Genomic DNA, 25,169 nt, shown 5'->3' with positions numbered 1-25,169 from the left:
CCATGGATAAGGCTGTATTGGAATTCAAACCGACCCACGCAAATAAAGACCATGACACCAAACTATGGGTTGTCGCTTCCGGTAAAGGTGGTGTGGGTAAAACGTTTGTATCCTCTTCCCTGGGCATGACTCTTTCCAAATTGGGCCACTCTGTCGTGATCGTGGATCTGGATCTTTCCGGCTCCAATATCCACACCGTTCTGGGTTTGAATCCATCCCACATGAACATCCGTCACTACTTTGAAGGTGCTAAAACCCTGCAAGAGCTGGTGATCCCGACTCCGTATCCGCATCTTTCTTACGTTCAGGGATTCTGGGATTCCTGGACACCGACTGATTTTTCCCACAACCAGATTCAAAGCCTGATCCCGCAGCTGAAAAACCTGCGCGCGGATTATGTGATCGTGGACCTGGGAGCTGGGGCTTTGGAAGCTCACCTGGAACTGTTCAAGGTTGCTGATGAAAAGTTCCTGATCACAACTCCGGAACCAACCAGCATCGAAAAGACTTATCGTTTTATTGAATCCTTCATGTGCTATTCCCTGCGTGAAAATTCCACGCCGGATGCTTACGGCAATATGATTTCCACTTTGCGCAATCACCGCCAAAGAACCTTGAGCAAACCGTTTTCTTTCCGCTCTTATCTGAAAGAAGAAACCGGCATTCACTATGACTTCTTTGAAGCTCTTTCCTCAACACCAGTTCGTTTGTTGGTGAATACTTCACGCAATCAGGCCAACGATGACTTGGGTCACTCGATGAAAAGTGTCTGTAACAAGTACTACGACCTTGGTATTGATTACATCGGCGCGATCGATTACGACAATGCGGTGTGGCAGTCCGTGCGTGTGAGAGAACACGTGCTTGTCGCACAACCTTTCACTCCACTTGCAGGACAATTTTTGGCAACCTGCAAACAACTTATTGCTCCAGAGGAGCTTCGCGCCGTAGTATAATAGCTACGATGCAAGCGACGTCTAGATACAACTATTACGAAGTCCTGGAACTCACAGCCAACGCCCCTCAACATGAGGTGACGACGGCCTATGAGCGCGCTCGCTCGACTTATTCCGGGGACAATCCGGCGATCTACACTATTTTCTCTGAACAGGAAGCCCGCGATCTTCTGGTTGTGATCGAAGAGGCCTATCAGGTCCTTGGTAACAAAATCCTTCGCAATATCTATGATCAAAGACTTTTATCCGGCCGTTCTTCTTTGAACGATCTGACTTATGAATCGATCGTGGAAGCCAGCAAACAGGTCTATCCTGAAGCCAAAGTTGAAAAACCAGCAGCGGCTTATCAAAAGGATGAATCCTTTGAGAAAGAGATCGCGGCCCGCACGGACTGGGATGGCGCTTTCCTTAAAAAGGTTCGCGAGTACAAAAAGATCACCACTCAACGCATGAGTGAGATCACTAAAATCAATTCTTACTATGTCACTGCCATTGAAAACATGGATCCAGGCAATCTGCCGGTTGTGGTTTTCGTTCGTGGTTATGTGGTTCAAATTGCCAAAGCTTTGGGTCTGGACGAAAAAAAGGTCGCCGACTCTTACATGACACACTTTAAAAACAAACTTGGAAAATAAGAGCAACACGACTATTTCAGTCACTGCCACAGCAGAGATGAGTGGACTTCGCCTTGATAAAGCGATGGCGCTTATTCCGGAAATCGGCACCCGTTCACGCGCAAGCCATCTGCTTGAAACAAATTCAGTTCTGCTGAACGGAAAACCCGCCAAAGCCTCTGTCGCCATCAAAGAAAACGACCTGATTGAAATCCAACTGCCAGAACCCGAGCCGTCTGAACTTCAGCCCTTTGATCTGAAACTGGATGTGCTGTTTGAAGATGAAGATCTGATCGTCATCAACAAACCCGCCGGCCTGGTTGTTCACCCGGCTGCAGGACATGCGCACGACACTTTGGTGAATGCACTGATCAGTCACACGGATGATCTTTCCATGAAGTTTGGCGAAGAACGTCCCGGCATCGTGCACCGCCTGGATAAAGAAACCAGCGGCATTATCGTCGTTGCCAAAAACGACAAAGCCCATGAGTCCCTGACCGCCCAGTTCAAAGAGCGCAGCACGCATCGTATTTACTATGCCGTGTGCCTGGGAACCGCGCGCACTTTGTCCGGCAGCGTTCGCAGTTTCCTGGCCCGCCACCCGGTGGATCGCAAACGTTATGCGTCCGTGTTGGGTGAAGACCGTAAGCCATTAACTGATCCCAATGACGATCCGGGCCTGGGAAAATGGGCGGTGACTCACTTTGAAGTGCTGCAAAGAAAAAGCGGTATGAGCTATCTGAAACTAAAACTTGAAACCGGACGGACACACCAGATTCGTGTGCACATGTCCGAAAGCGGTCTGCCGATTGCCGGTGATACTTTGTATGGAGCCGATCGCAAGATCAAATCCATCGAAGCCCGCGCGACCCAGGAAGACCTTCGTACTTTGCCAAGATTCCTGCTGCACGCAGCGGAACTGGGTTTCACTCATCCCCGCACCAAAGAACGCATGTTCTTTACAAAAGACTGGCCAGAAGATGTTCTGGTGCTGATTAAAAAATGGGGCTTGCTGTGAACCTGGAAAAAACCCCGCTTGGATATGAACTCAGAACCCCGCGCATCACGGCCTTCTTCGGCGGGGCCGCAGCTCCACTCGCTGACGTCAAATCCGCCTATCCACAGTTTGAATTTGTCCGTCTAAAACAAATTCACAGCGATGCCGTCATTGAAAGCAAGGACTGTTCTTTGGACTATCAGGTGCTTGGCGATGCGCATTTTTCCCGCACTCAAAATCTGGCCCTGTGTGTGATCACCGCTGACTGTGTGCCGGTGCTTTTCTATCATCATGGTACTGACTTAGTGTCCGGTGTCCACGCCGGCTGGCGCGGAGTTGCCAACAGAATTATCCCCAAGACCGTACAGAAACTTATTTCTGAAGGCGCTGTGGCTTCAGAGCTGGACGTGATCATCGGCCCACACATCCAGAAAAACAGCTTCGAAGTCGGAAACGACGTGCGCGATCAGATTCTGTCCAGCCTGGGACCGTTAAGCCCGGCGGAACGCGCTCAGTATTTCCAGAATCTGGAAGACGGAAAGTCTTTGGTGGATTTGAATCTTGTGGTGCGCACCCAGCTTGAACAAGAGGGGATCAATCTGGACCGCTTGTTTGATCTGCATATCGACACGGTCACCAACAACGAATTTCATTCTTACCGCCGGGACAAAGAAAAGTCCGGGCGTCAGATCAGTTTCATCTGCCGAACCTCATGATACTGCCACAGGAATTTTACTTTGAAGACACGACCCTGGTGGCTCAGGCTCTTCTGGGAAAAATTCTGAACATCCGCACTGACGGTGGAATCCAACAAGCCCGCATCATCGAAACCGAAGCCTATCTAGGCGTCGAAGACCCCGCCTGTCATACATTTGAAGACCGTCGCACCGAACGCACCAAATCCATGTATCTGGATGGAGGGCATTCGTATGTGTATATGATCTATGGAATGTATTTCTGCCTGAACTTTGTGACCCGCACCCATGAACACCCCGAAGCAGTTTTGATTCGTGCCGTGGAACCCCTGCCAGCACAGGAAGACCTGCGCAAGAAATATTTAAAAACCAACGGTCCAGGCAAACTTTGCAAATACTACGGCATCACCCGAAAGCATGACGGACTGAAGCTGTGGAAGGAAAGTTCTGACCTGTTTGTGACTGATGATGATTTCAAAGTTTCAAAAAAGCAGATCGTTCCCACTGCGCGTGTGGGTGTCGATTATGCCGGTGAAGCAGCGAAATGGCCGCTGCGTTTTTATCTGCGCGATCATCTGTTCGTTTCTAAAAAGTGATCAATTTACTGGACCGCTAAAATTTTTTATTCATTCTGGACACACCAATGATGATAAGCTGGACTTATTCGGAACAGGTTATATTCAGCAGGTTTTAGGGAATGATTCAGAAGATCGAACATGGAGAAAGACTCAACGTCGTCACTCACGCCATCGGAGCGTTGCTGGCGCTGGTCGGGTGTGCTCTGCTGCTGGGACTTGCCGCCACAAAACATGACACCTGGAAAATCTTCAGCTTTGGTGTGTATGCGGTTTGTACTGTCGGACTTTACTGCATTTCGACCATCTATCACGGCACCCGTGGTGAAAGAAAAAAACTGTATCGCCGTTTAGACTATATCGGCATCTATCTGAAAATCGCCGGCGGTTACACTCCGTATGCGCTGCTGGCTTTGCGCGGAACTTTGGGTTGGGTGATTCTGGGAATCGTCTGGTCTTTAGCGGTGGTGGGGATTTTCTGGGAACTTCTAAATCCGAAAAACCGTCTGCCTTCACTGCTTTTGTATTCCACCATGGCGGTCACGATCTTCCCGTTTATCAAATACCTGATGGATGCGATCCCCCCAATGGGTTTTGCGATGATCATCGCGGGCTTCATCAGCTATGGCATCGGCATGATCTTTTTCCTGAATGACGAACGCATCAAACACGGCCACGGCGTATGGCACGTCTGCGTGATGGGCGGAACCGCCCTGCAGTACCTGTGTCTTCTGATTTATTTCACTTAATTGCCTGGAGTATCAGGCCCCAGAAACGAAAAAACCCGCTGATTCAGCGGGTTTAGTTGCTTTGAACTTTTGAAGAAAAATGGTGGCTTGAGACGGAATTGAACCGCCGACACAAGGATTTTCAGTCCTCTGCTCTACCAACTGAGCTACCAAGCCACTGGAACTTATGCGTTCAAAGAGACCAAAGGTTTATCCATTGGCCCCCTGCATGTCAACAGTTAAGCCTTATCAAAAGCAGTTTTAAGGTCGGCAATCAGGTCGTTCAGATCCTCTACACCTACAGAAAGGCGGATCAGGGTGTCGTCGATCCCCAAAGCCTTGCGGTTTTCAGGCGGAACGGAGGCGTGCGTCATAATCGCCGGATGCTCGATCAGGGATTCAACCCCTCCCAAACTCTCGGCCAATGAAAAGACATTCACGTTTTCGAGGAACTTACGAGCCGAATCCAGGCCACCCTTGATGTAGAAAGTGATCATTCCACCGAAACCATGCATTTGTTCTTTCGCCAAAGCATGCTGAGGATGACTTTCAAGACCCGGATAGATGACCTTGTCCACTTTTGGATGAGATTCCAAAAACTTCGCAATCGCCATGGCATTTTCCTGATGGGCCTTCATACGAAGTGGCAAAGTTTTCAAACTTCTCAGGAACATGAAGGAATCAAACGCCCCTTGAGTCGCCCCGATACCGTTGCTCAGGAACGCCATTCTTTCTGCCAGATCCGCGCGGGATACAACGACCATACCGCCGACCGTATCACTGTGGCCGCCGATGTACTTCGTCGCAGAATGAACCACGATATCCGCACCCAGCTCCAAAGGTCTTTGGAAGTAGGGGCTCATGAACGTGTTATCAACCGCAACCAGAATGCCTTTGGCTTTGGCGATCGCAGCGATTTTTTTGATATCAACCAGTTTCAACGTCGGATTGGTCGGAGTTTCCAGCCATACCAGCTTGGTGTTTGGTTTTACGGCTTTTTCAAAATTTTCAACCTTTGTCAGATCAACGAAAGAAAACTCCATGCCGTCGTGCTTAAGGATTTTGTCAAACAGACGGAAAGTGCCGCCGTACATGTCATCCATGGCAATCACATGATCGCCACCTTTTAGAAGATGCAATACAGTCGTCGTTGCCGCGCAACCGGAAGAAAACGCAAAACCATGTTTGCCGCCCTCAAGACTTGCCATGCAACTTTCGTAAGCGTGACGAGTGGGATTGTGCGTGCGGGAATATTCCCAGCCTTTGTGAACACCCGGAGATTCTTGTACGTAAGTCGAGGTCAGATAAACCGGCGTCATGATGGCGCCAGTTGAAGGATCCGGAGCTTGGCCGGCATGAATCGCACGAGTGGAAAAACCAAGGTTGTCGTTCATTTTTTTCATTTCATCACCTACTTATTCAGTTCTGCCAGAAAATCGGCGGCATTCACCACGCAATTGAAGACATTTTTCGCTTCTTCCGGTTTCAGAAGTGCATTTTCAATCATCCATGTATCATTGAAGGCCTTGCTCAGATACGCTCGTCCGCTGTCCGGGAAAACCACCACAATATTTGATGGCTTTTCGATCTTTTCCGCAGCTTTCATCGCACCCACCAGGGCCAAAGCACTGGAAGGACCCACAAGAAGACCTTCTTCCGCCACCAGGCGACGGGTCATCGTAAAAGCTTCCGGATCAGACACTCGTTCAAAGCCATCATAAATATTCAGGTGAACGTTGTCCGGCAGCATATCTTCGCCGACACCTTCCACTTTGTAAGAACCCGGTGGATCCACGATTTTCTTATGATAGTAAAGATCATACAGAATGCTTCCAATTGGATCTGCACAGATTGCTTTGATGTTTGGATTCATTTCTTTCAGATATTTAGCAACACCGGAAAGTGTGCCTCCGGTGCCAGCCCCGCCGACCACAACATCCACTTTTCCATCCATCTGCTTCCAGATTTCTGGACCCGTGGTTTGATAGTGACGCTGAGGGTTGTCAGGATTGTGATACTGGTTCGTCAGAAATGCTCCGGGAGTTTCTTTTGCAATTTTCTGAGACACTGAATAGTGACTCAGCGGATGCTCAGGATCAACCATCGGAGTGATGACAACTTTGGCGCCATAGGCACGCAAAATAGCTCTTTTTTCTTCACTCATCTTTTCTGGCATCACGAAAATGCACTTATAACCCTTAACCGCCGCCGCCAAAGCCAGGCCGACACCGGTATTGCCGGAAGTGGCTTCGACAATTGTGCCACCCGCCTTCAGATCGCCGCGTTTTTCCGCCTCTTCAATCATCGCCACAGCGACGCGATCTTTGATGCTGCCACCTGGGTTGAAATACTCGATTTTCGCGAAGAACTGGTGTTTTGAACCCTTGGTAACGTTTTTAAGGCGGACAATCGGTGTGTTGCCGATGGTCTCCAGAATGGAGTCGTAAATATGTGACATGAGGCTAACCTTCTAGATCTTTTCTTCTGTTGGAACGAAGATAGACCGTATTCATGGATTGAAGAACCGTATTAATTTGAGTCATAGGGTCCAAAGAATATGGCATTCCCAGCTCGTTGGTCAGCTGCTTTACAAGCTGACGACTGGGTTGATCTTTCATCAACTCGTCCACCAGTTTTTCAAGTGCCACCTGCTTTTTATCAGCCTGAGCCATAGGAATCCTCCAACAGATGGCACTCTATCACCCCCCTCCCAAAGAGTGAAAAAAATTTTGAAGAAGAGGACCAAAAAGGAGCAGCAGAAACGCCGGAAACTGAAACAAAAGAAGCGGGATCAGCAATATAAACGGCAACCGCGCTATCTTTCCTGAAATTTCCTCCTGACAGGCCTCCACCAGCTCCGATTCCAACTGCACCAGCACATTAAACACGGCCTCGCCCCGCAAACCGCGCTCCAGAACCTGCAGAAGACTGCGCCGATAAAGGGAGGGCACAGCCTTCAACGCCTCTTTCGGATCCTGCCCTTGCTGCAATAGCGCCAACCATTGGGTTACAACGGGGACAAAGTCATCGTGCGAGGTCTTTACATAAGATAAAACACCCTGACGCACCGACTGCCCGCGCTCCACCGCACGTTTAACCTCCAATAAAAGCTTTAACGGAGGTGCTACACCGTCCATTTCATCCTCCGACCCACATAAAAAATGAAAACAAGGCCCGCACTGAACACCAAACCGGAGCCAAAAAGCAGATTTCGATGCTTCTCGAAACCAAATTGCATAATTACAAAGACAAAAAGCGCGAGATAAAGAGCGGTGACAATTATCGCCTGCATCTTGATCTGCTGACTTACTTGTCCGGACCTACGTCGAAAATCTTCAAGCATCTTGTAGTGTCGGCGAAGGGCTTTCACCTGCTCCACACAGCGGGTTTGCGATTGATCGATGGTGCGCATCTCTGACAGGAAATCCGCCAGCAGAGCGGATTTCACGGCAATGTCCGATTCCGGAAACTGCAGCGAATGTAACACTTCAAACATCTGCACACGCACCCAACCGCTTTGTGATTCAACGGCCGAAAGGAACGAAGCACGGAAGGATTTTCCGGTTTGCAAACCCAGAATCATGCAATCAAGAAGCGGAATCAGCGCACTTCGCAGTCGCCGAATTAAGAAAAAACGCAAAATTGCCGGAAAAAACTTTAAAGTTATTAAAAGAATGCCGATGAAAAGCCAGAGCAAGGTGGGTGTCGAGGCTGCGACGGTGAGAAAGCAGATCACAACCAGGTTCATGATCGAAAAAGATCGAACCCAGTGTTGAGAGAATGCAAAATCCCGCGCCACCGATGAAAATATTCGGTGAACGAGCGCATGTCCGAACAGCGAAATCGAAAAAACGATGAGCAAAGGGCACCTCCTTGAACCCGGTTGCTCGCAAAAAATATGCAAGGTAAATTTTTTGTTGACGTCGGTGGTCGAATTAGGAAAAACTTAAGTAAGTAAAGTTTTGTAAGTTAAGAAACAACAACAACGTTTGCATCCTAGGAGGAGCACATGGCAAAGAAAGCAGCTAAAAAAGCTACAAAAAAAGCAGTTAAAAAAACTACTAAAAAAGTAGCAAAAAAAGCTACAAAAAAAGTAGCTAAGAAAGCTACTAAAAAAGCTACTAAGAAAGCTGCGAAGTAGTCTTTCTTAGGAACTAGTTTTTAGTTCTTGAACCCCAGAGGCAACTCTGGGGTTTTTTTATGCCCAAAACCCGCCACCAGAGCGGCTTTCAAGCCGATCCACATTTTCCAATTTCACACAAAATTCCAGATTAAAAAACAGATCCAAAAAAACGCTCTTGCGAAAGCAAGGCGCCCGCGATTCGCGAAGCGAGAGCCAGTAAAAAAAAGACCAACCCAAAAAAGCTTGAGGTTGGTCAAAAGGGTTCAGCCGCGAGGCGGAGGGTTTTTTACGAAACGGAGGCGTGCTCCAAGCACGTCGGAGAGAAGTAAAAGGCCCGACAACGAAGTGGATGGGCCCTTTTCACCAACCGGTTAGAAGTAGTAGAGGGCGCCTACGGTACCGGTCGGAACTAGCATGCCGCGTTTAATTTCGGTCATGGCCATCAGTTCTGCATAAACTGAGACACCTCGGAAGTCGCCGGAAAGCTGATTATATTGCAGTCCAAACGATGCATTCACAAAATCTGTGCCAAATCGGCCGGTTTTTTTCTCTTCCGTGGTCAAAACACGGTCCAGAATTCCGGAATGATTAGCAGCCGACGTGCTGCCGCTGGAATTATACCAGCGGGAATAGCCGGCGGTGAAATAAGGAGCCAGATAATCACCCTCGAAAGCATGTTTCCACGCCAGTTGGAAAGAGTTGTAGCCATGACCCGTGCCGAATCCGGCGATGGCACCGTCAGCATCTTCCACGTTCAATTCCAAATTGAATCCCATGGCACCAAGAGCTCCCCCAACGGACATACCAGCACCGACTTTCAATTGCTGACGCATGCTCAGTGTGGAGGAATAAGTGTTCATCAGTCGCTCATCGCGCATGCCTTGGGCATATTCGGTCTCGATAGAGCGTGCTTTGGTGTTGATGGTGTTGGAGTCGGCACCCAGAATCACCGTGGCTGCTTGGCTTTGCAGGGCTGCAAAAAACACCACGGTGGATACCGCATGACGGATAGATAGTTTCAACATAGAGGACCTCCCTGTTCTCGAGGAGATCTTAGAAAACGCGGGCTTTCACACCCTCTTGCTGGAAGAATTTCTTCAAAGCCGGACCATCCAGCGGTTCGAGCCTGAAAAGAAGCTTATGAACCAGTTCATAAGTCTCTTCCGCTTTCTTCGATCTCATTTTGTCTGTCAAATATGCCATGTCATCGCTGATTTTGACCGCATTATCAAGCAGTCTGGCCATTTCTTTATTCTTCGTGGTTTTATCCAGCAGAACCAGCGTTTTGTTGAAGTTTGTCGTCAAAGAGTTCAGCTGTTGGATCATATTGGTCACCGAACCTTCGTTTTTCTCGACAAGTTCAATGATTTTTCCGGCCAAACCGTAACCTTGAGAGATCAACTGATCCACACGCGGAGGATCTTCACCACGAACATAGTCTCCGGATGAAAATTCACCGGAATCCACCGAGCCTGGCGAGATTTCCAGAAACTTTTCCCCAATGACACCAGCAAGGTTGATGAAGAATTTGGAATCTTTCCGGACACTGGTCCAGGCTTTTTTGTCGACCGTGATTGTCAGGCGAAGTTTTACTTCTTCCCCGGATGGCGCTTTGTATCCCGGATCAAAAGTGATCGCTTTCACTTTGCCCACTTTGATACCCATCACACGCACCGGAGAACCTTCTTCAATCCCGCCGGCATAGTTGTACATGACATTAAGTTCTTTGGAATTGGAAAACGGGGAAATAAATCCCATGAAGTAGGCAAAGATCACAATCAGAACTACCGAGACCAGAGCCAACAGGCCCACTTTGGTTTCAACCTTCATACGTTCCCCTAGTAAAGATAACTAAAAGTATAGGACAAAATAAAATCAATCACAATAATTGCGATCGAAGACACGACCACCGTGTTTGTTGTCGCACGACCCACGCCCTCGGCACCTTGCTGACAGCGGAATCCAAAGTAACAAGCCACAAGTGGAATCACTCCTCCGAAGCATGCACCTTTGATCATTGCAAAAATCAGATCCTTAAAATCCACAAAGCGCTGCATGGAGGTCAGGAACATCCCCGGCGTGTAACCCAAATAGAACTGACTGACCGCCATCGCCGAAAATATACAAGCCATATTGGCAACAACCGTGATCATCATGGCACCCAGAATGCAGGCCAAAAAGCGCGGAACGACCAGGTAATTGACCGGATCAATTCCCAGCATTTTCAGCGCATCGACTTGTTCAGTGATCTGCATGGAACCGACTTCAGAGGCGTATCCCGCACCCACGCGCGAACTTAAAAGCAACGCAGTGACGATCGCCCCCAGTTCACGCAAGATTAAAACAGCAGCAAAACCAGGCACCATCGAGTCATTCTGAATGACCATCTTCATATGGAAAGAGGACTCCAGGATCGTGACAATCGCGGCAAAACACACACAAAAAACCACGATAAAAAGGCTTTTATTGCCCACAAAATGCAGCTGCTGGAGGAATTCCTTGCGACGAAACGGTGGAGTGAACACTCCGGTCAGGGTTTCAGCGATCAATGTGATCATGGTCTAAACCCCCGCACCATTGTCAGGATAATGTCCCCGATAAAACTGGTCATCCAGTCCATTACCACAATACAAATCATCGTCGTCACGGCCGTTGCCACCACCGCGCGGCCCACACCTTTGGCTCCGCCCGTTGTGGAATAACCCTGATAAGTACAAATAGTCGCCAGCACCACCGCAAAAGTCCCGCATTTCACAAGACCGCTTAAAATTGATACCGGACTGACAATCAGCGGAACATGGCGCAGATATTCTTCATAGTTCACACCGGCAAACAGTTCGCCCAACAGCATTCCGCCAAAGACGGACATCATCAAACCCGCCGCCAGCAGGAAGAAGCTTGAAACGATGATGCCCACAAATCGTGGAACGATGATTTCCTGAATCGGATCCGCCCCCAGACAACGGACGGCATCGATTTGTTCAGTGACCTTCATGGTCCCCAATTCAGCCGAGGTGAACGCCCCGACTTTTCCGCTCAGCATGAAGGCGATCAAAAGCGGGCCTACTTCTCTGAAAGTCGCACTGGTGGCCAAAGCCCCCAGGTATCCCAAAGCACCGAATTCTTTTACCTGCATCGCAAACTGCACAGTCATGATCGCGCCCACAAAGAAACCCGCCATCGCGGTGGTCGGGAAACTGTCGACGGTGACTTTCCAGATCTGTTCAAAAATCTCATGAGTTTTGAGTTTCTTGAATATCATCGTGCGCAGGATTCTTTGCAGGAATAAAAGGGTGGCCCCAATCTGATCTAGGAGTGATGTGATCATGGTCATGCCTCTAAAACCTCCGCCAGGAAGTCTTTTACTAACGGCTGATCAGATTTCTTTAATTCGTCGGGTGTGCCTAAGGCCACGATATTTCCCTTGTCCAGTACGACAATGCGATCGGCAATGGAAAGTGCGCAGTTCATATCGTGGCTGACGACCAAAGACGTCGTTTTCAATTCGCGGGAAAGATCCAATATCAACTGGTTCACCGCCGTGGTGGTGACAGGATCCAAACCTGTGGTGGGTTCATCAAACAGCAGAATTCTAGGTTCCAGCGCCACGGTTCTGGCAAGACTCACGCGCTTTTGCATGCCGTACGAAATCTGTCCGGGACGTTTTTGTTCCACCCCGTGCAAGTTCACCAGGCGCAGGGCTTTTGAAACCTTCGCCTGAATGACTTCTTCAGACAGCTGATAGTGACGACGCAGCCCGAAGGCTACATTTTCGTAAATTGTCAGGGAATCAAAAAGGGCTGGATGCTGAAAGACCATTCCGCATTTTTTGCGGATGGGAAGATATTGTTCTTCAGAGAATTTAGAGACCTCTTCATCGTCGATCCAGATCTCGCCTTCATCCGGTGTCAGCAAACCCACGATGTTTTTCAGAAGAACGGATTTTCCTGTCCCGGATGTCCCCAGAATAAAGATGATCTCACCCTCGCGGATTTGTAGATTTAATCCGTTGAGTACTGTCCTTGTACCGAATCTTTTCACGAGGTTTTTGAACTCAATCACTGACTCATGGTAGAGGCGTGTTCACATACGGTCAATGCGAATAAAACTAGACGTTAGCTGTGGTGAGTGGACCTGCAAGCAATCCGCGAATGAACTGATGCACGCGTGGATCGGTGTGACTTTTGGTTTGTTCAGGTGTTCCGGTGATAAGCAGTTCCTGATCAACCACCATGCCGATTCGATCGGCCATTTGGAACGCACGATTCATGTCGTTGGTGATCGCCACCACCGTAGAACCTTTTTCTTTTTTCAACGTCATGATCAGATCAATGATCTTGCGTGAAGTGATCGGATCAAGGCCCGCAGTGGGGTCATCATAGAAAATGATCTCGGGATCCAGAGCTAATGCTCGAGCGATTCCCAGGCGTTTTTGCATCCCGCCGCTGATTTCATCCGGATATAAATCACGGGCATGAGGGATGCCGACGGCATCCAAGAAATACTCTGCTTTCTTTGTTATTTCCCAGTCCGATAGAGCCGTGGTTTCACGCAGCGGAAAGCTGATATTTTGAACACAGGTCAGGGAATCAAAAAGCGCGTTTTTCTGAAACAGAATTCCGACTTTTTTTAGCAGCGGAAGACGCTCTTTGTTGCTTAGCGTCGACCAGTCCTTTTGTTCAACAAATACTTTGCCATTACGGGGACTTACCAAGCCTGACATGGTTTTTAGCAGGGTCGTTTTACCCTGCCCGCTCGGACCAACAATCACGAATGATTCGCCCGCCTGAATTTCCAGATTTATGGACTTCAGCACAACAAGATCTTCAAAGGCCACTGTCACGTCTTTCAGACTGATGATGCTCATGCGGTCCAGATTCTCTCTCTGCAGGCTTCTGCGCCCAGCGGTAATTGTTGTCTCTAAATACGATTTGATATTGAATGGGTCATCGAACGCAAGTTTTTATTTTCGTTGGGAATTCTAGGAGTAATTAAATGAATATTCATGAGTATCAGGCTAAAGAAGTCTTGAGAAAGTTCGGAGTGGCTACGCTGAAAGGCAAACTTGCTCACTCTCCTGAAGAAGCAGTTGCTGCAGCAAAAGAAATCGGCGGAAGCGTTTGGGTTGTTAAAGCCCAGATCCACGCTGGTGGTCGCGGTAAAGGCGGCGGTGTTAAAGTTGCCAAGTCTCTGGACGAGGTTTCTGAATTCACCAAGAAAATGATCGGCATGACTTTGGTGACTCACCAAACAGGCCCTGAAGGCAAAGTTGTTCAAAAAGTCTTCATCGAGCAAGGCTGCAACATCGCAAAAGAATACTATGTTGCCTGCTTGATCGACCGTGCGACAGGCCGTGCGGCTATGATGGCTTCTTCCGAAGGCGGTATGGACATCGAGGAAGTTGCTGAACACAATCCAGACGCGATCAAAAAAGTCGACATCGACCCGACTGTTGGTCTGATGCCGTTCCAGGCTCGCGAACTGGCTTTCCAAATTGGTATGGAACCAGCGATCGTGAACAAAGCGGTGAAATTCTTCGCCGGTCTTTACAACGCATTCATTGCTACTGACTGCTCTATCGCGGAAATCAACCCATTGGTTGTGACTAAAGAAGGCGACGTTCTTTGCTTGGATGCAAAAATGAACTTCGACTCCAACTCTTTGTTCCGTCATCCAGACATCGTAGAGATGCGTGACCTGAACGAAGAAGAACCATCTGAAATCGAAGCTTCCAAATTCGACCTCGCGTTCATCAAGCTTGATGGTAACATCGGCTGCCTTGTGAACGGTGCGGGTCTGGCGATGGCGACTTTGGACATCATCAAATTGCACGGTGCTGAACCTGCAAACTTCCTGGATGTTGGCGGCGGCGCTAACAAAGAGAAAGTGACTGAAGCGTTCAAAATCATCCTGAAAGACAAAAACGTAAAGGGCATCCTGGTTAACATCTTCGGTGGCATCATGAAATGTGACATCATCGCGGAAGGTGTGATCGCGGCGTCCAAAGAATTGGGTCTGAAAGTTCCATTGGTTGTTCGCCTTGAAGGTACAAACGTGGAATTGGGTAAAAAGATGTTGAAAGAATCTGGTTTGAACATCACTCCAGCCGACAACCTGACTGATGCAGCTAAAAAGATCGTTGCTGCGATTAAAGGATAAGCGAACATGGCAATTCTTATTAACAAAAACACAAAAGTAATCTGCCAAGGTTTCACTGGTGCTCAAGGGACTTTCCACTCTGAGCAGGCATTGGCATACGGAACTAAAATGGTTGGTGGTGTGACTCCGGGTAAAGGGGGCACAACTCACATCGGTCTTCCGGTGTTCAACACCGTGAAAGAAGCCAAAGCAGCCACGGGTTGCAACGCTTCCGTGATCTTCGTTCCACCTCCATTCGCTGCGGACTCCATCATGGAAGCAGTTGATGCGGATCTGGATCTTGTAATTTGTATCACTGAAGGCATTCCCGTTTTGGACATGGTGAAAGTGAAAGAATACATGAAGGGTAAACGCACTCGTTTGGTAGGTCCTAACTGCCCGGGCGTTATCACTCCAGGTGAATGCAAAATCGGTATCATGCCTGGCCACATTCATAAACCAGGCCGTATCGGCGTTCTTTCCCGCTCTGGCACATTGACTTACGAAGCTGTGGGTCAGTTGACGGCACTTGGTATCGGCCAATCCACTTGCGTGGGTATCGGTGGTGACCCGGTGAACGGCACAAACTTCATCGACGTTTTGAAATTGTTCAATGAAGATCCAGATACAGACGGCGTTATCATGATTGGTGAAATCGGTGGTACGGCTGAAGAAGAAGCTGCAGAGTACATCAAAGCTCACTTCAAAAAACCAGTCACGGCGTTCATCGCGGGCGCTGCGGCTCCGGCTGGTAAACGTATGGGTCACGCTGGTGCGATCATCAGCGGCGGCAAAGGCACAGCGGAAGCGAAGTTCAAAGCGCTTGAAGCTGCAGGTTGCAAAATCTCCCGTTCCCCAGCGGACATGGGCACGACAATGCAATCCATGCTGAAAAAGTAGTTCTAATTTTTTAGATTCAACTTTGAAAAACCCACGGCAGAAATGTCGTGGGTTTTTTTGTTTCCGAAGCTGACCATTTTCGATCCCTGTCAATTTTTAAGACAGTCCCCCGTCGTCAACAGCCACTGAATGGCTTCAGACCCCTGTTTTGCTGGAACGCCTCTTGTAACAAGCTATGCGTTGATCAATTTAGGAGAGTTTATGAAACGTTCTGGTTTGGCTGCTTTTATGGCCTTATTGTCGCTAACTCACAATGCGGCTCGCGCTGACATCATCGTCGATTTGCCCTTCCCGGGCGAATTCGAAGGTGATGTTGTCACAACACCAGCAACTCCACCGGCCCCACCGGCGGAAGACACGACTCAAACTCAAACCACAACAACGCCGGCAGCACCTACAGCGCCTGTGCAGACCGAATATAAGGGTGAGCTTTCCATCACCTCCATGTCGCGCAAATCCGGCGGCGCCACTTATAAGATTGATCTGCAGCGCTCTGCCGTCCTGAACCGTCTGGAACTCGTAGTCGAGGTCAACAAGCTGAAGATCCATTCCGCTTCCCTTATCACCGAACGGGGTCAGCAGATTTCCGTGCGCGAATTTAAAGACAGCCGTGTGCTTTCCACCTGGGAGTCATTGGCGTCAGAAAATCTGAACCTGTCCGACCGTGTGGTTTCCATCGAACTGGTCGGTGAATCTTATGGTGGGGCTGCGAACGTCCGCCTGCGTGCCATCGGCGCCACCGAGGTTCCTCGTCTGACATTGCAACAGGTGATTGAGCCCGTTGCCGCCACTCCGGCGGCTCCTCCGGCTCCGACAAGACCGGCTCCGGTACAAACTCAGACTTCAGCTCCAGACACTCGCCCCTCTGCCATCGCCAAAGGCACGAAGATTGTGTATTCCGGATCTTACGTCGGCACGATTACGCAGGTTTTGGGCGGCGGTAAAGTTCGCGCCACACTGGATGGGTACAGTGGAACCCACGATATTGATATTCGTGACATCGGCACCCAAACAGCGTGTCTGGATGGCCTCTGCGGTGGATACGATATGCTGTATTCCAATAGCTATAGTGGCGTAATCAAAGAGGTATTCTCGAACAGGAAAGCACGCGTGGTGCTGGATGGTTATTCCGGTCTGCATATCGTAAACTTGAGTGAAATTGCCAAGTCCGTCGACTGCCATCAGAACTTCTGCATCAACCGTCAGGCGATTTATAGCAATTCCTACGATGCTACCATCAAAAAGCTCTTCACTAATGGCAAAGCTCAAGTCACCTTGGCCGGGTATTCCGGAATGCACATCGTAAGCCTTTCCGAACTTGCCAGTTCGATTCAGTGTTCGCGTGAACTTTGTGTCGGCGATTCTGTGATGTACAACAACACCACCAAAGCCAAGCTTCTAAAGGTATATTCCAACGGCAAGGTGCAGGTGACCATCGAAGGTTATTCCGGCACTCATATGATCAGTATCTCAGAGATTTCCCGCCCTACACGTTGTCTTGAAGGCGTCTGTGCAGGTGATTCCCTGATGTACGACCGCACGATGGAAGCCAAAGTCATTGAAGTCTATAACAACAGACAGGCCCTGGTCACAATTGAAGGTTACAACGGAACTCACACCGTCCCGATCAGTTCACTCAGCAAAAAAATCACCTGTGCTAGCGGCATCTGCGCGGGTGATCAGTTGATGTATGATTTCACCATGAAGGCCAAAGTCATTAAAGTCTATAGCAATGGCAAGGCGCTGGTTATGATCGAAGGTTACAATGGAACTCACTCTGTATCTTTGAGCAGTCTGACGAAAGCGGTGACCTGCTCCAAGGGAATTTGCGCTGGTGATCGCATCGTTTACGATCGCACCTACACTGGGAAAGTAATTTCGGTGTTTGGCAATGGCACCGCTCAAGTCACTTTGAGCGGCTACTCTGGAACTCACAACGTCAGCTTAAACAGCCTGGTAAAATCAAAATAGGATTTTTTAAAACCCACACTGGAAACACTGTGGGTTTTTTATTTCTCAGCGGGATAGTAAGGAATTTCGATGACAGCGCGGGCTCCGGCCGCTCCCATAATCGCACCCAAAACCTGGCGCAAGGACATGATGGTGGCGCCCCGTTGACCAATCACCCGGCCAATAGCTTCTTTCGGGCAGCTCACGATGTACTGGGTGGTTTTCTCGCCCACGACCACATCCACGCCGATCCCCTCAGTATCGGGCGCCAGCATCTTCAAAGCCGACAGCAAAAATTCACGGGCTCGTTCACGAATCTCCGTGATGTTGTCGGCCAATGGCGCCGCCCCGGATTCAGCTTTAGCAGCTGGTGAGGAACGCACTACTTTAATCACTTTAACGGACTCGGCACCCATATAACTCCTGTTAACAATTTCATGTTAACCGAGAATTCTTCTTTCACCAGATCCTGTCCGCAGATAGTGCTCCCTTCCATATTTGTGGAACACACCATTACAATTTTTCATACGCTCCCATTTTAAAAGCTCTGGGAGCCCGTACCGCCCGTCAACCGACAGAATATTATTGTCTAGTAATCTTACGACATTGTAAGTATCGGGAATGACGAAGTTCTTTTTTCTTCTGACCCTGATCTCTGTAAGCGCCTTTGCCCAAACCGAACCCGACTGGACTGCCGGAGTCGCTGTCCCACCGGGCGGGAGATCCAATATCTATTTGTGGAACGATTTCGATTTCCAGACGTCTCAAAACAAGGGAAAGATCCACGCCCAAGTTTATCCGGTGACCGTCACCGGGATGTTGCCCCCGTATGAACCCGTGCGCCGCTTGATCGAGGAAAAGAACAGCAATCCTTTGCGCAAATGGATTCAAAGCCTCATGAAGGGTCTTAGTGGATTCAGAAGCTTTGAGGACGTTTTGAAAAACCTCGGCCTGCACAAGTACCCGCTTGAAAACGAACGTGGTGTTTATGCTGTCCCTTATCCCAACGAAATTCGTCCCGACACTCTGATGGGTTTTGGCCTGATTGAACGAGACGGCGCCGAAGGCTTTACGTTCAGCTGTGCCGCCTGCCACTCATCGAACCTATTTGGTAAAACAGTCCTGGGAATGACCAACCGATTCCCTCGTGCGAATGAATTCTTCATCAAGGCCAAGAAGGTCATGCCTTTGATGGATCCCCACATCTTCCAGGCTTACACGCGCGCCACCGATGCGGAAACCGCCTTGTTGGTTGAATCCAAAGCGCGCCTGAAGTTCGTGGAATTGAAACAGCCCATCGCTCTTGGTTTGGACACATCCCTGGCGCAAGTCAGTTTGTCGCTGAATCGTCGTGCGAAAGACGGTTATGCCAATTACAGCGATAAAACCGCAAGATCCCCGCGTGCGGATGCTTATCTGGACAACAAGCCCGCGGATTCCAAACCGGCCGTCTGGTGGAACGTTAAATACAAAAATCGCTGGCTGTCGGACGGAAGTGTTCTTAGCGGCAACCCCATCTTCACCAATTTGATTTGGAATGAAATCGGTCGCGGTGCGGATTTGCACGAGTTAGAGCAGTGGCTGGCTGACAACGATCATATCATCAAAGAGCTGACCACGGCGGTCTTTGCCTCGGAAGCTCCGCACATCACAGATTTCTATCCAGCGGAAAAAATTGATCTGGGTCGCGCTAAAGCCGGCGAGCAAATCTTTAAAAACAACTGCGCCAAGTGCCACGGTAATTATGAAAAAGCCTGGAACCAGCCGCACGCCCTGGTGCTGTCAGCCGCCGAACGCCTGAAAACCGTGGAAGTGCGCTACAAAGAAAAAACCCCGGTGGTGAATGTCGGCACAGATCCGTTCCGCCGTCAGGGCATGAAGTCGTTGGAGCAGCTGAATGATCTTGAGATCTCCAAAAAGAACGGCATCGTCATCAAAGCACAGGAAGGCTATGTGCCACCACCACTGGTGGGCATCTGGGCCAGATGGCCGTACATGCACAACAACTCGATCCCGAATCTGTGCGTACTGCTGACTCCGGCAAAAAAGCGTCCGTCGATTTATTATTCCGGCGAAGCACTGAACAAAGACACGGACTATGACTTTGCCTGCGGAGGCTACCCAATCGGCGATAGAACTCCGAAAGCATGGAAGACACGCGAGCATTTGTACGACACAAGAAAAGCGGGCATGGGCAACATGGGTCACGATGAAGGAATCTTCATCAAAGACGGAAAAGAAATTCTGTCTGCAGAAGACAAATACAATTTGATCCAGTTCCTGCAGACACTTTAAAAAAATTTTCGTTGCGAGTGTTCCATCGCAACCATCAAACGCGGGCGCTTATTGGCGTCCGCTGTTCAATCCCTAAACACAAGCCAGCATCGGATTTACCGTGGAATTCCGGCAAATCCGCGATTTCCCGTACTGAGACACCTTGGCACTGTTGCTGCAATACTCCCCAGCCAGTAACCAAAAACACATTAAACCCCTTTTAGGAGTATCCATGAAAAAGTCCGTTATCGTTGCTTTGTTGTTGTCTGCCACTATGGCTCAAGCTACTGAGATCTCTCAGGTTTACTCTGCTTCTGTGACTTCCACAGTGGACTCCATCCTGGCGATCCCTTTGATGACTACTGGTGGTGTTGTGGCGACGTCCGCTTCTATCTCTGGTCAGACTTTGAAACTTGTTGTTGAAGCTAAAGAAGATGCTGCAACGATGGTTGCTTCTGATGGCGCGATCCGTGGTGTGGCTTTGCAAAAAGCGCTGGAAGCGATCCGCGCTGAAAACCCAAAACTTCAGGCTTCCGATCTTGAGATCGCTGAAGGCATCCTGAAAATGTAATCCGCGCTTCATCTCCTCCTCTTCTCTGGAAAAGGGCTGCCGCAAGGTGGCCCTTTTTTATTTTCATATCAATCACTTAGGTCCCCATAATCTGGCACTGAATTTGTATTAACTTTCAGAGCAGGGCTTGGATTTTCCAAAGTCCGGGCAGGTTTGTCTCATTTTGAAACAAGGAGAGACTGATGAATAAAGCAGGATTGATTGTCGCCGCGATGCTAATGGCTTCCAGCGCTCATGCTTCATTCAGTTACTCTCTGACCGAGGGCCCCTCTGACAAACAGTTCAGGCAAAACGCACAGATCCTGCTAAAACAGGCAGAGCAATTGCTGCCAGTTTCCATCAAATCCAAATTCAAAAAACCTCTGGAAGTCCGCTTTGAAAGCCTCAAAGAAAACGGCGATCACGCTTTGGGAAAATTATCCTGGGGCAAGGTGCGCATTGATCTTAAGGCCGTGGCAGAAATCCGCCGTGGAGAAAGCAATGCCACACGCACCAACCGCACTCACAAAACTTTCTATCGCGAAATTCTGGCCACCGTGGTTCACGAAACCATTCACGCCTATGACAAGCTGAATGATCACGATGCCGATGAGGCTCGCATGATCCGTATCTGCAAAGAGGAAAAAGACGATCGCCAGAACAGCCAGACAAGTCCTGAATGCCGACCGTACGAAAACATGTATCGCAGTTATTCCCAAAATCCGTATTTCACGATGATCGCCGGTTTTGTCGACAGCGACGAGTCGTGGATGAAACATCGCAGTCCCGACATCTATGAACTGACCAGCGCCTTTGAATCCTTCCCGGTGAACATGGAATATTTCCTGATGGATCCGGACTATGCGTGCCGTCGTCCTTCGCTTTATCACCTGTTCCGTTCCAAATTCAATCACACCCCATTCCCGAACAGCCGCTGTCAGGTGCCGCTCAACTATGTCATTCCTGACTTTAAAGGCAAAGACAGTCCACTTCGCAGCATCGATCCCAACCGCATCTATCAGGTTCACTATCTGCTGGCCGCTGAAGGCGAGGCGATGATGAGCGGCTGGGGTCACTCCATGTTCCGTCTGGTCATGTGTGCTCCGGAAAGAAAGGTTGTCGGTCCTGATTGCCTGAAGGATCTGGACCAGCACATCGTGCTTTCTTACCGCGCCTTTGTGAACAGCATTCAAATCAACACCCTTAAAGGTCTGACCGGGGACTATCCATCCCGTCTGTTCCTGGTCCCGATGCATCAGGTGATCGAGGAATACACCAAGACCGAACTGCGCGATCTTAGAAGCGTGCCGATGACTTTGACCCGTGATGAAATCCGTCAGTTCGTGACCCGCACGATTGAAACTCACTGGTCTTATGATGGCCGATACTATTTCACTTCGAACAACTGCGCGGTGGAATCGTTGAATCTGATGAAGGGCTCTTTGTTCCGTCCTGAGCTGATCTATCTTCAAACCAAGACCCCGATTGGTCTTGAAAAGGACCTCTTGCGCCTGAAGATTGCCGACAACCGTGTTTTTGCCAACCGCACTCAAGCCATCAACACAGGTTACCTGTTTGATTCTTACCGTGACCGCTATGAGATGAGCTTCAAGGTTCTGAAAGACACCATTGGAGTGAATCAAAAGGATTTCCGCGAGCTGCTCAGCCTGACGGCTTCCCAGCGTGGCAGTCTGTATTCCCGCATCAACAAACTGGAAGGAAAAACCCGCCGTAAAGCGGCGGCGGCTATCGTCCTGCTTGAAAACGGCGCTCATCGCTTCCTGACGGCCGCCATCAAAGCGGATCTGACCCAGCATGTGATCAAGGAAGAAAAACAGGCCGCCAAACGTGGCGAAACCACCCGTCAAAAAGAGATCGTGACCGCATTGACTGAAATCAGCGACATGTTCTCGCAGCCGGCTTCGTTCCTGAAAGGTGCGGAAGGTTACGGTCTGCCGACGGAGCAGGACTGGGAGCAGGTTCAGCGTCTTTCCTCGCACAAACAAAACCAGGGATCTGACATCTATGATGAAGTGCAAAAGAATGTGGAAAGCCTGATTAACTCGAATCAGCTGAAAGAAATTGAAGCTATTAAAAAGAACGTGGAATTTGCGCTTAGCTTTATGCGCTCCATTTAACCCTAGGGACAGACAGATTTGACGATGAAAAACGCCAAGCTGATACTTACATTTGCAATGATGCTGACGTCCTTGAAGACATATGCCAACTCGTTCAGCGAAGAGCGCGAAACCCACGCCCGCGGAATTATGGTGGCGGTGGACACGCGTGACCACCGGCAATGCCGGACCACCAAGCGCAGTCTGGAAGACCTGGTCCCTCTGGAAGAGGATCTGTGTGCCTTTGATGAGCTCAATCCCCTCAGCGTCGTGGTCATCACCATACCCACCGACGAATGGGACTTCATGGCAGAGATCGACAACTCCCGCAATGCCGAAAAGAGCATCCGCGACACCAACGCCGGATTCGTTCGCGCCAGTCGCACCAATTTGCTTTTCATTCTGCCCAGTGCCAGAACCTCAAACAACATGATCCGCGTGGCCGTGCGCCGTCACCAAGCCACCGTAGCCCAGGTGCGTGTGTCGGACCTGTCCATGCTGCATGAAATGAATTTCGGCTCAGCCATCGTGCATTTTACCTTAAAAAATATCCCGCACCAGCTGACCGAAAAGGACCGCGAATCCGCTGAACGCATCGTCCGCCGCGTGCGCGTGCGCTCGAATGCCATTGCCGGTGCAGAACGCGAAAAAACAATTTTGGATTCATTGAACGTGGTCTCTACCATCAATTCATCACTCAACGAAGCGGCAAACACTCCGAATCGATTTGAGATGAACTTGTTCCTGCCGGATGCCTATTGCCGCAGAGAAAACAAATGCTCCAAGGGCGATGACGACCGCCTGATTCCGCTGGGACTGGGGTTTTCATTTAAAATCAGATTCTAAAGCAGATACGCCGGGTCTTTACGATAATGGGCGAAAGGATCATACTCGCCCACGTCCAGGCGTTTTTTCTTGTTATACTTCTGCCATCTTTCCACCATGGCAAAAGCATCATAGTCGATACCGCCGTTTAAAAGATGATCCTGCAGATTTGTCGCCACCGGCTTTTCTTTGGTGGCCCGGGTGAAGTTCAGCACCGGTTTGCCAAACTCGCGCTGCTTGCGAAAGTTCAATGAAGGTGAATCACTCAAGAATTCAAACTTTGCCTGGAAGATAGTGTTTTCTGAACTCCACTTGAGCTCCTGGAACTTTTCCGTCAAAGCCTTTCTAACGGCGCGCACGGCATGCACTTTCAAAATTGGATCCTCGGAAGAGGCACGCAGTGATTCTTCCAGCAGATAACCCTTTTCATCGACTTCAAACTGCAGCATCACCGTGCCGAAGTGATTGTACTGAGCAAGAATCGAATCAAACATCAGCTCGCTGTCAATGCGCCTAAAAACCTCGCGGTGATAATCCCAATTGTCAGTGTCGGCAAAGACGTTGGCACTTTCCAGTGCATAGGTGGCGCGGTCCCAAAAGTCTCTTGCGGGCCCGTCAGAGTTTTCAGTGACATCCTCACTGTCATTGAAGTCATAGGTTTTAAACAGGGACTTTGTTATCTTCCCGGGCTTCGCACCCATGGCTTGCGACGCCCCGGAAGGGATCCCTGCAAACTCCACCGGGATCGGGTCCGGACTGTGGGGCACTTCAATAGCCGCAGGTTTTCCCAGCCACAGGGCTGACAAAACAAGGGCATGAATCGCGACAGAAGTGAGGATCCATCTTGAGGAATGCATGGAAAAAACGCTATCCCAGGATTCAGTTCGAATATAGCGAAGCCTATGACCCCAAGCAGCAATTTCCCGTTGACAGCCTGCCTTTGGGCCTCTATTTAAGGGCCATCCAGGAGATCTAAGATGAAGAAATTATTGGTTTTTGCCTTGCTGGCAGCCAGTCCCGCATTCGCCGGTCGTGTTGATGAAATCCAGATCATGACCACCGAAGATGTCGAGTTCACCCTGAATCTTTGGCAGAACCGTGAAGCTTATCAGATCACCTACCAGAACTTCACCACCCCGTCCGAAGGCCACGATCTGGCCGTTCAGACAAAACTGGTTGTGAACATGCCGAACCAAGGAAACCAAGAGTGGACATGTGTCACTCAATTCGTTAAAACTCCTAGGTTCTTTGAGATTACTAAAACAGTTTGTCATTAATAAACAAGGAGACACCATGTCTATCGAACAAACATTCTCTATCATCAAACCAAATGCCATGAAGAAAAACGCTATCGGCGATATCGTGAGCATGTTTGAAGCTAACGGCCTGAAAATCGCTGCTGCGAAAATCACCGTTCTTACCACTGCTAAAGCTGAAGAGTTCTACGCTGAACACAAAGCACGTCCGTTCTTCGGTGAGCTTGTGTCCTTCATGACTTCCGGTCCAGTTATGTTGATGTGTCTTCAGGGTGAAGGCGCAGTTTTGAAAAACCGCGAAATCATGGGTGCTACTGACCCTAAAAAAGCCAACGCTGGTACAGTTCGCGCGAAATTCGGCGACAACGTGGGTGAAAACGCAGTTCACGGTTCTGACTCTCCAGAGTCTGCAGCTCGTGAATTGGCTTTGTTCTTCGAAAAACACGAAATCTGCAACGTTTAATCGTTCAC

The 25,169-nt window shown here is 49.4% G+C and carries 29 protein-coding genes and 1 tRNA gene; 16 read left to right on the top strand and 14 right to left on the bottom strand.

The features are described from left to right. Positions 1-2: 2 nt before the first annotated feature. The 6 genes from ACNQKP_RS04660 (at position 3) to trhA (ending at position 4,586) form a co-directional block, all read left to right on the top strand. Complete coding sequence (locus ACNQKP_RS04660) at positions 3-956, top strand: P-loop NTPase (protein WP_011166092.1); 954 nt, start codon at positions 3-5, stop codon at positions 954-956. Positions 957-964: 8 nt separating this feature from the next. Then, the gene (locus ACNQKP_RS04655; protein ID WP_417863141.1) at positions 965-1,591 is read left to right on the top strand and encodes a helix-turn-helix domain-containing protein; all 627 of its coding nucleotides are present in this window, start codon (positions 965-967) and stop codon (positions 1,589-1,591) included. Positions 1,592-1,628: 37 nt separating this feature from the next. Then, positions 1,629-2,588 (top strand): RluA family pseudouridine synthase, encoded by a 960-nt coding sequence (locus ACNQKP_RS04650; protein ID WP_417863140.1) that lies wholly within the window; start codon positions 1,629-1,631, stop codon positions 2,586-2,588. Next, a complete protein-coding gene (locus ACNQKP_RS04645; RefSeq protein WP_417863138.1) occupies positions 2,573-3,283 on the top strand; it encodes a polyphenol oxidase family protein in 711 nt (236 codons plus the stop codon). The genes ACNQKP_RS04650 and ACNQKP_RS04645 overlap by 16 nt, the downstream gene beginning before the upstream one ends. After that, a complete protein-coding gene (locus ACNQKP_RS04640) occupies positions 3,280-3,858 on the top strand; it encodes a DNA-3-methyladenine glycosylase (protein ID WP_417863137.1) in 579 nt (192 codons plus the stop codon). The genes ACNQKP_RS04645 and ACNQKP_RS04640 overlap by 4 nt, the downstream gene beginning before the upstream one ends. Before the next feature lie 101 nt (positions 3,859-3,959). Next, positions 3,960-4,586 carry a PAQR family membrane homeostasis protein TrhA gene (gene trhA / locus ACNQKP_RS04635; protein ID WP_011166097.1) on the top strand — a complete coding sequence of 209 codons (627 nt, stop codon included), beginning with the start codon at positions 3,960-3,962 and terminating at the stop codon, positions 4,584-4,586. Between the two features lie 80 nt (positions 4,587-4,666). Here trhA and ACNQKP_RS04630 read toward each other — a convergent pair. From ACNQKP_RS04630 to ACNQKP_RS04605, 6 genes are all read right to left on the bottom strand, one after another. Beyond that, positions 4,667-4,742, bottom strand: a tRNA-Phe gene (locus tag ACNQKP_RS04630). Between the two features lie 62 nt (positions 4,743-4,804). After that, a complete protein-coding gene (locus ACNQKP_RS04625; protein WP_011166098.1) occupies positions 4,805-5,968 on the bottom strand; it encodes a cystathionine gamma-synthase in 1,164 nt (387 codons plus the stop codon). Between the two features lie 8 nt (positions 5,969-5,976). Further along, positions 5,977-7,023, bottom strand: a complete 1,047-nt coding sequence (locus ACNQKP_RS04620) for a PLP-dependent cysteine synthase family protein (RefSeq protein ID WP_417863134.1) — start codon at positions 7,021-7,023, stop codon at positions 5,977-5,979. A 4-nt stretch (positions 7,024-7,027) separates the two neighbouring features. After that, positions 7,028-7,237 carry a hypothetical protein gene (locus ACNQKP_RS04615; RefSeq protein WP_011166100.1) on the bottom strand — a complete coding sequence of 70 codons (210 nt, stop codon included), beginning with the start codon at positions 7,235-7,237 and terminating at the stop codon, positions 7,028-7,030. Between the two features lie 27 nt (positions 7,238-7,264). Continuing rightward, positions 7,265-7,702, bottom strand: a complete 438-nt coding sequence (locus tag ACNQKP_RS04610; RefSeq protein WP_088563840.1) for a hypothetical protein — start codon at positions 7,700-7,702, stop codon at positions 7,265-7,267. Beyond that, entirely contained in the window at positions 7,690-8,427 is a 738-nt protein-coding gene (locus ACNQKP_RS04605) for a hypothetical protein (protein ID WP_417863131.1), read from the bottom strand. The genes ACNQKP_RS04610 and ACNQKP_RS04605 overlap by 13 nt, the downstream gene beginning before the upstream one ends. Before the next feature lie 147 nt (positions 8,428-8,574). Between ACNQKP_RS04605 and ACNQKP_RS04600 the strand changes: the two genes are divergently transcribed. Next, complete coding sequence (locus ACNQKP_RS04600; RefSeq protein WP_011166103.1) at positions 8,575-8,706, top strand: hypothetical protein; 132 nt, start codon at positions 8,575-8,577, stop codon at positions 8,704-8,706. Positions 8,707-9,059: 353 nt separating this feature from the next. Here the strand turns inward: ACNQKP_RS04600 and ACNQKP_RS04595 are convergent, their stop codons facing one another. Genes ACNQKP_RS04595 through ACNQKP_RS04570 form a run of 6 tightly spaced genes read right to left on the bottom strand, consistent with a single transcriptional unit; the run spans position 9,060 to position 13,555 of the window. Beyond that, complete coding sequence (locus ACNQKP_RS04595) at positions 9,060-9,713, bottom strand: hypothetical protein (RefSeq protein ID WP_417863129.1); 654 nt, start codon at positions 9,711-9,713, stop codon at positions 9,060-9,062. Positions 9,714-9,741: 28 nt separating this feature from the next. After that, on the bottom strand, positions 9,742-10,518 hold the full coding sequence (locus ACNQKP_RS04590; protein WP_417863128.1) for an MlaD family protein: 777 nt from the start codon (positions 10,516-10,518) through the stop codon (positions 9,742-9,744). Between the two features lie 8 nt (positions 10,519-10,526). Then, a complete protein-coding gene (locus ACNQKP_RS04585) occupies positions 10,527-11,246 on the bottom strand; it encodes an MlaE family ABC transporter permease (RefSeq protein WP_417863127.1) in 720 nt (239 codons plus the stop codon). Continuing rightward, positions 11,243-12,016: an MlaE family ABC transporter permease gene (locus ACNQKP_RS04580; RefSeq protein ID WP_417863126.1), complete on the bottom strand. Its 774-nt coding sequence runs from the start codon at positions 12,014-12,016 to the stop codon at positions 11,243-11,245. The genes ACNQKP_RS04585 and ACNQKP_RS04580 overlap by 4 nt, the downstream gene beginning before the upstream one ends. A 2-nt stretch (positions 12,017-12,018) precedes the next feature. Further along, positions 12,019-12,750 carry an ABC transporter ATP-binding protein gene (locus ACNQKP_RS04575; RefSeq protein WP_417863124.1) on the bottom strand — a complete coding sequence of 244 codons (732 nt, stop codon included), beginning with the start codon at positions 12,748-12,750 and terminating at the stop codon, positions 12,019-12,021. Positions 12,751-12,796: 46 nt separating this feature from the next. Next, entirely contained in the window at positions 12,797-13,555 is a 759-nt protein-coding gene (locus ACNQKP_RS04570) for an ABC transporter ATP-binding protein (RefSeq protein WP_417863122.1), read from the bottom strand. 128 nt (positions 13,556-13,683) lie between these two features. Here ACNQKP_RS04570 and sucC point away from each other — a divergent pair, with 128 nt between their 5' ends. From sucC to ACNQKP_RS04555, 3 genes are all read left to right on the top strand, one after another. Then, complete coding sequence (gene sucC, locus ACNQKP_RS04565) at positions 13,684-14,847, top strand: ADP-forming succinate--CoA ligase subunit beta (RefSeq protein WP_417863121.1); 1,164 nt, start codon at positions 13,684-13,686, stop codon at positions 14,845-14,847. 6 nt (positions 14,848-14,853) lie between these two features. Next, positions 14,854-15,726: a succinate--CoA ligase subunit alpha gene (gene sucD, locus ACNQKP_RS04560; protein ID WP_011166112.1), complete on the top strand. Its 873-nt coding sequence runs from the start codon at positions 14,854-14,856 to the stop codon at positions 15,724-15,726. A 201-nt stretch (positions 15,727-15,927) separates the two neighbouring features. Further along, on the top strand, positions 15,928-17,697 hold the full coding sequence (locus ACNQKP_RS04555; protein WP_417863119.1) for a beta-sandwich domain-containing protein: 1,770 nt from the start codon (positions 15,928-15,930) through the stop codon (positions 17,695-17,697). 38 nt (positions 17,698-17,735) lie between these two features. Here the strand turns inward: ACNQKP_RS04555 and ACNQKP_RS04550 are convergent, their stop codons facing one another. After that, a complete protein-coding gene (locus ACNQKP_RS04550; RefSeq protein WP_417863118.1) occupies positions 17,736-18,092 on the bottom strand; it encodes a KH domain-containing protein in 357 nt (118 codons plus the stop codon). Between the two features lie 205 nt (positions 18,093-18,297). On the opposite strand from ACNQKP_RS04550, the gene ACNQKP_RS04545 reads away from it, so the two are divergent. From ACNQKP_RS04545 to ACNQKP_RS04530, 4 genes are all read left to right on the top strand, one after another. Continuing rightward, complete coding sequence (locus ACNQKP_RS04545; RefSeq protein WP_417863117.1) at positions 18,298-19,971, top strand: hypothetical protein; 1,674 nt, start codon at positions 18,298-18,300, stop codon at positions 19,969-19,971. Positions 19,972-20,182: 211 nt separating this feature from the next. Further along, on the top strand, positions 20,183-20,521 hold the full coding sequence (locus tag ACNQKP_RS04540; protein WP_374031560.1) for a DUF2388 domain-containing protein: 339 nt from the start codon (positions 20,183-20,185) through the stop codon (positions 20,519-20,521). A 182-nt stretch (positions 20,522-20,703) separates the two neighbouring features. Then, a complete protein-coding gene (locus ACNQKP_RS04535) occupies positions 20,704-22,638 on the top strand; it encodes a DUF4105 domain-containing protein (RefSeq protein ID WP_417863115.1) in 1,935 nt (644 codons plus the stop codon). A gap of 24 nt (positions 22,639-22,662) precedes the next feature. Next, the gene (locus ACNQKP_RS04530) at positions 22,663-23,463 is read left to right on the top strand and encodes a hypothetical protein (RefSeq protein WP_417863114.1); all 801 of its coding nucleotides are present in this window, start codon (positions 22,663-22,665) and stop codon (positions 23,461-23,463) included. Here ACNQKP_RS04530 and ACNQKP_RS04525 read toward each other — a convergent pair. After that, entirely contained in the window at positions 23,460-24,299 is an 840-nt protein-coding gene (locus tag ACNQKP_RS04525; protein ID WP_417863112.1) for an energy transducer TonB, read from the bottom strand. The genes ACNQKP_RS04530 and ACNQKP_RS04525 overlap by 4 nt on opposite strands. A gap of 120 nt (positions 24,300-24,419) precedes the next feature. On the opposite strand from ACNQKP_RS04525, the gene ACNQKP_RS04520 reads away from it, so the two are divergent. Both ACNQKP_RS04520 and ndk read left to right on the top strand, forming a co-directional pair. Beyond that, the gene (locus ACNQKP_RS04520; RefSeq protein ID WP_374034392.1) at positions 24,420-24,719 is read left to right on the top strand and encodes a hypothetical protein; all 300 of its coding nucleotides are present in this window, start codon (positions 24,420-24,422) and stop codon (positions 24,717-24,719) included. Between the two features lie 16 nt (positions 24,720-24,735). Then, entirely contained in the window at positions 24,736-25,161 is a 426-nt protein-coding gene (ndk, locus tag ACNQKP_RS04515) for a nucleoside-diphosphate kinase (RefSeq protein ID WP_417863110.1), read from the top strand. Positions 25,162-25,169 lie beyond the last annotated feature (8 nt).

The organism is Bdellovibrio bacteriovorus (assembly GCF_048286975.1).
Lineage (GTDB): Bacteria > Bdellovibrionota > Bdellovibrionia > Bdellovibrionales > Bdellovibrionaceae > Bdellovibrio > Bdellovibrio bacteriovorus_H.
Note: the sequence above shows the minus strand (reverse complement) of the source record. Positions and strands in the feature narration are given on the sequence as shown.

Bases quoted from the DNA above. Each gene is read 5' to 3' on its own strand.
- ACNQKP_RS04660 (WP_011166092.1), top strand. From the start codon at position 3: ATGGATAAGGCTGTATTGGAATTCAAACCGACCCACGCAAATAAAGAC.
- ACNQKP_RS04655 (WP_417863141.1), top strand. From the start codon at position 965: ATGCAAGCGACGTCTAGATACAACTATTACGAAGTCCTGGAACTCACA.
- ACNQKP_RS04650 (WP_417863140.1), top strand. From the start codon at position 1,629: ATGAGTGGACTTCGCCTTGATAAAGCGATGGCGCTTATTCCGGAAATC.
- ACNQKP_RS04645 (WP_417863138.1), top strand. From the start codon at position 2,573: ATGGGGCTTGCTGTGAACCTGGAAAAAACCCCGCTTGGATATGAACTC.
- ACNQKP_RS04640 (WP_417863137.1), top strand. From the start codon at position 3,280: ATGATACTGCCACAGGAATTTTACTTTGAAGACACGACCCTGGTGGCT.
- trhA (WP_011166097.1), top strand. From the start codon at position 3,960: ATGATTCAGAAGATCGAACATGGAGAAAGACTCAACGTCGTCACTCAC.
- ACNQKP_RS04625 (WP_011166098.1), bottom strand. From the start codon at position 5,968: ATGAAAAAAATGAACGACAACCTTGGTTTTTCCACTCGTGCGATTCAT.
- ACNQKP_RS04620 (WP_417863134.1), bottom strand. From the start codon at position 7,023: ATGTCACATATTTACGACTCCATTCTGGAGACCATCGGCAACACACCG.
- ACNQKP_RS04615 (WP_011166100.1), bottom strand. From the start codon at position 7,237: ATGGCTCAGGCTGATAAAAAGCAGGTGGCACTTGAAAAACTGGTGGAC.
- ACNQKP_RS04610 (WP_088563840.1), bottom strand. From the start codon at position 7,702: ATGGACGGTGTAGCACCTCCGTTAAAGCTTTTATTGGAGGTTAAACGT.
- ACNQKP_RS04600 (WP_011166103.1), top strand. From the start codon at position 8,575: ATGGCAAAGAAAGCAGCTAAAAAAGCTACAAAAAAAGCAGTTAAAAAA.
- ACNQKP_RS04595 (WP_417863129.1), bottom strand. From the start codon at position 9,713: ATGTTGAAACTATCTATCCGTCATGCGGTATCCACCGTGGTGTTTTTT.
- ACNQKP_RS04590 (WP_417863128.1), bottom strand. From the start codon at position 10,518: ATGAAGGTTGAAACCAAAGTGGGCCTGTTGGCTCTGGTCTCGGTAGTT.
- ACNQKP_RS04585 (WP_417863127.1), bottom strand. From the start codon at position 11,246: ATGATCACATTGATCGCTGAAACCCTGACCGGAGTGTTCACTCCACCG.
- ACNQKP_RS04580 (WP_417863126.1), bottom strand. From the start codon at position 12,016: ATGATCACATCACTCCTAGATCAGATTGGGGCCACCCTTTTATTCCTG.
- ACNQKP_RS04570 (WP_417863122.1), bottom strand. From the start codon at position 13,555: ATGAGCATCATCAGTCTGAAAGACGTGACAGTGGCCTTTGAAGATCTT.
- sucC (WP_417863121.1), top strand. From the start codon at position 13,684: ATGAATATTCATGAGTATCAGGCTAAAGAAGTCTTGAGAAAGTTCGGA.
- sucD (WP_011166112.1), top strand. From the start codon at position 14,854: ATGGCAATTCTTATTAACAAAAACACAAAAGTAATCTGCCAAGGTTTC.
- ACNQKP_RS04555 (WP_417863119.1), top strand. From the start codon at position 15,928: ATGAAACGTTCTGGTTTGGCTGCTTTTATGGCCTTATTGTCGCTAACT.
- ACNQKP_RS04550 (WP_417863118.1), bottom strand. From the start codon at position 18,092: ATGGGTGCCGAGTCCGTTAAAGTGATTAAAGTAGTGCGTTCCTCACCA.
- ACNQKP_RS04545 (WP_417863117.1), top strand. From the start codon at position 18,298: ATGACGAAGTTCTTTTTTCTTCTGACCCTGATCTCTGTAAGCGCCTTT.
- ACNQKP_RS04540 (WP_374031560.1), top strand. From the start codon at position 20,183: ATGAAAAAGTCCGTTATCGTTGCTTTGTTGTTGTCTGCCACTATGGCT.
- ACNQKP_RS04535 (WP_417863115.1), top strand. From the start codon at position 20,704: ATGAATAAAGCAGGATTGATTGTCGCCGCGATGCTAATGGCTTCCAGC.
- ACNQKP_RS04530 (WP_417863114.1), top strand. From the start codon at position 22,663: ATGAAAAACGCCAAGCTGATACTTACATTTGCAATGATGCTGACGTCC.
- ACNQKP_RS04525 (WP_417863112.1), bottom strand. From the start codon at position 24,299: ATGCATTCCTCAAGATGGATCCTCACTTCTGTCGCGATTCATGCCCTT.
- ACNQKP_RS04520 (WP_374034392.1), top strand. From the start codon at position 24,420: ATGAAGAAATTATTGGTTTTTGCCTTGCTGGCAGCCAGTCCCGCATTC.
- ndk (WP_417863110.1), top strand. From the start codon at position 24,736: ATGTCTATCGAACAAACATTCTCTATCATCAAACCAAATGCCATGAAG.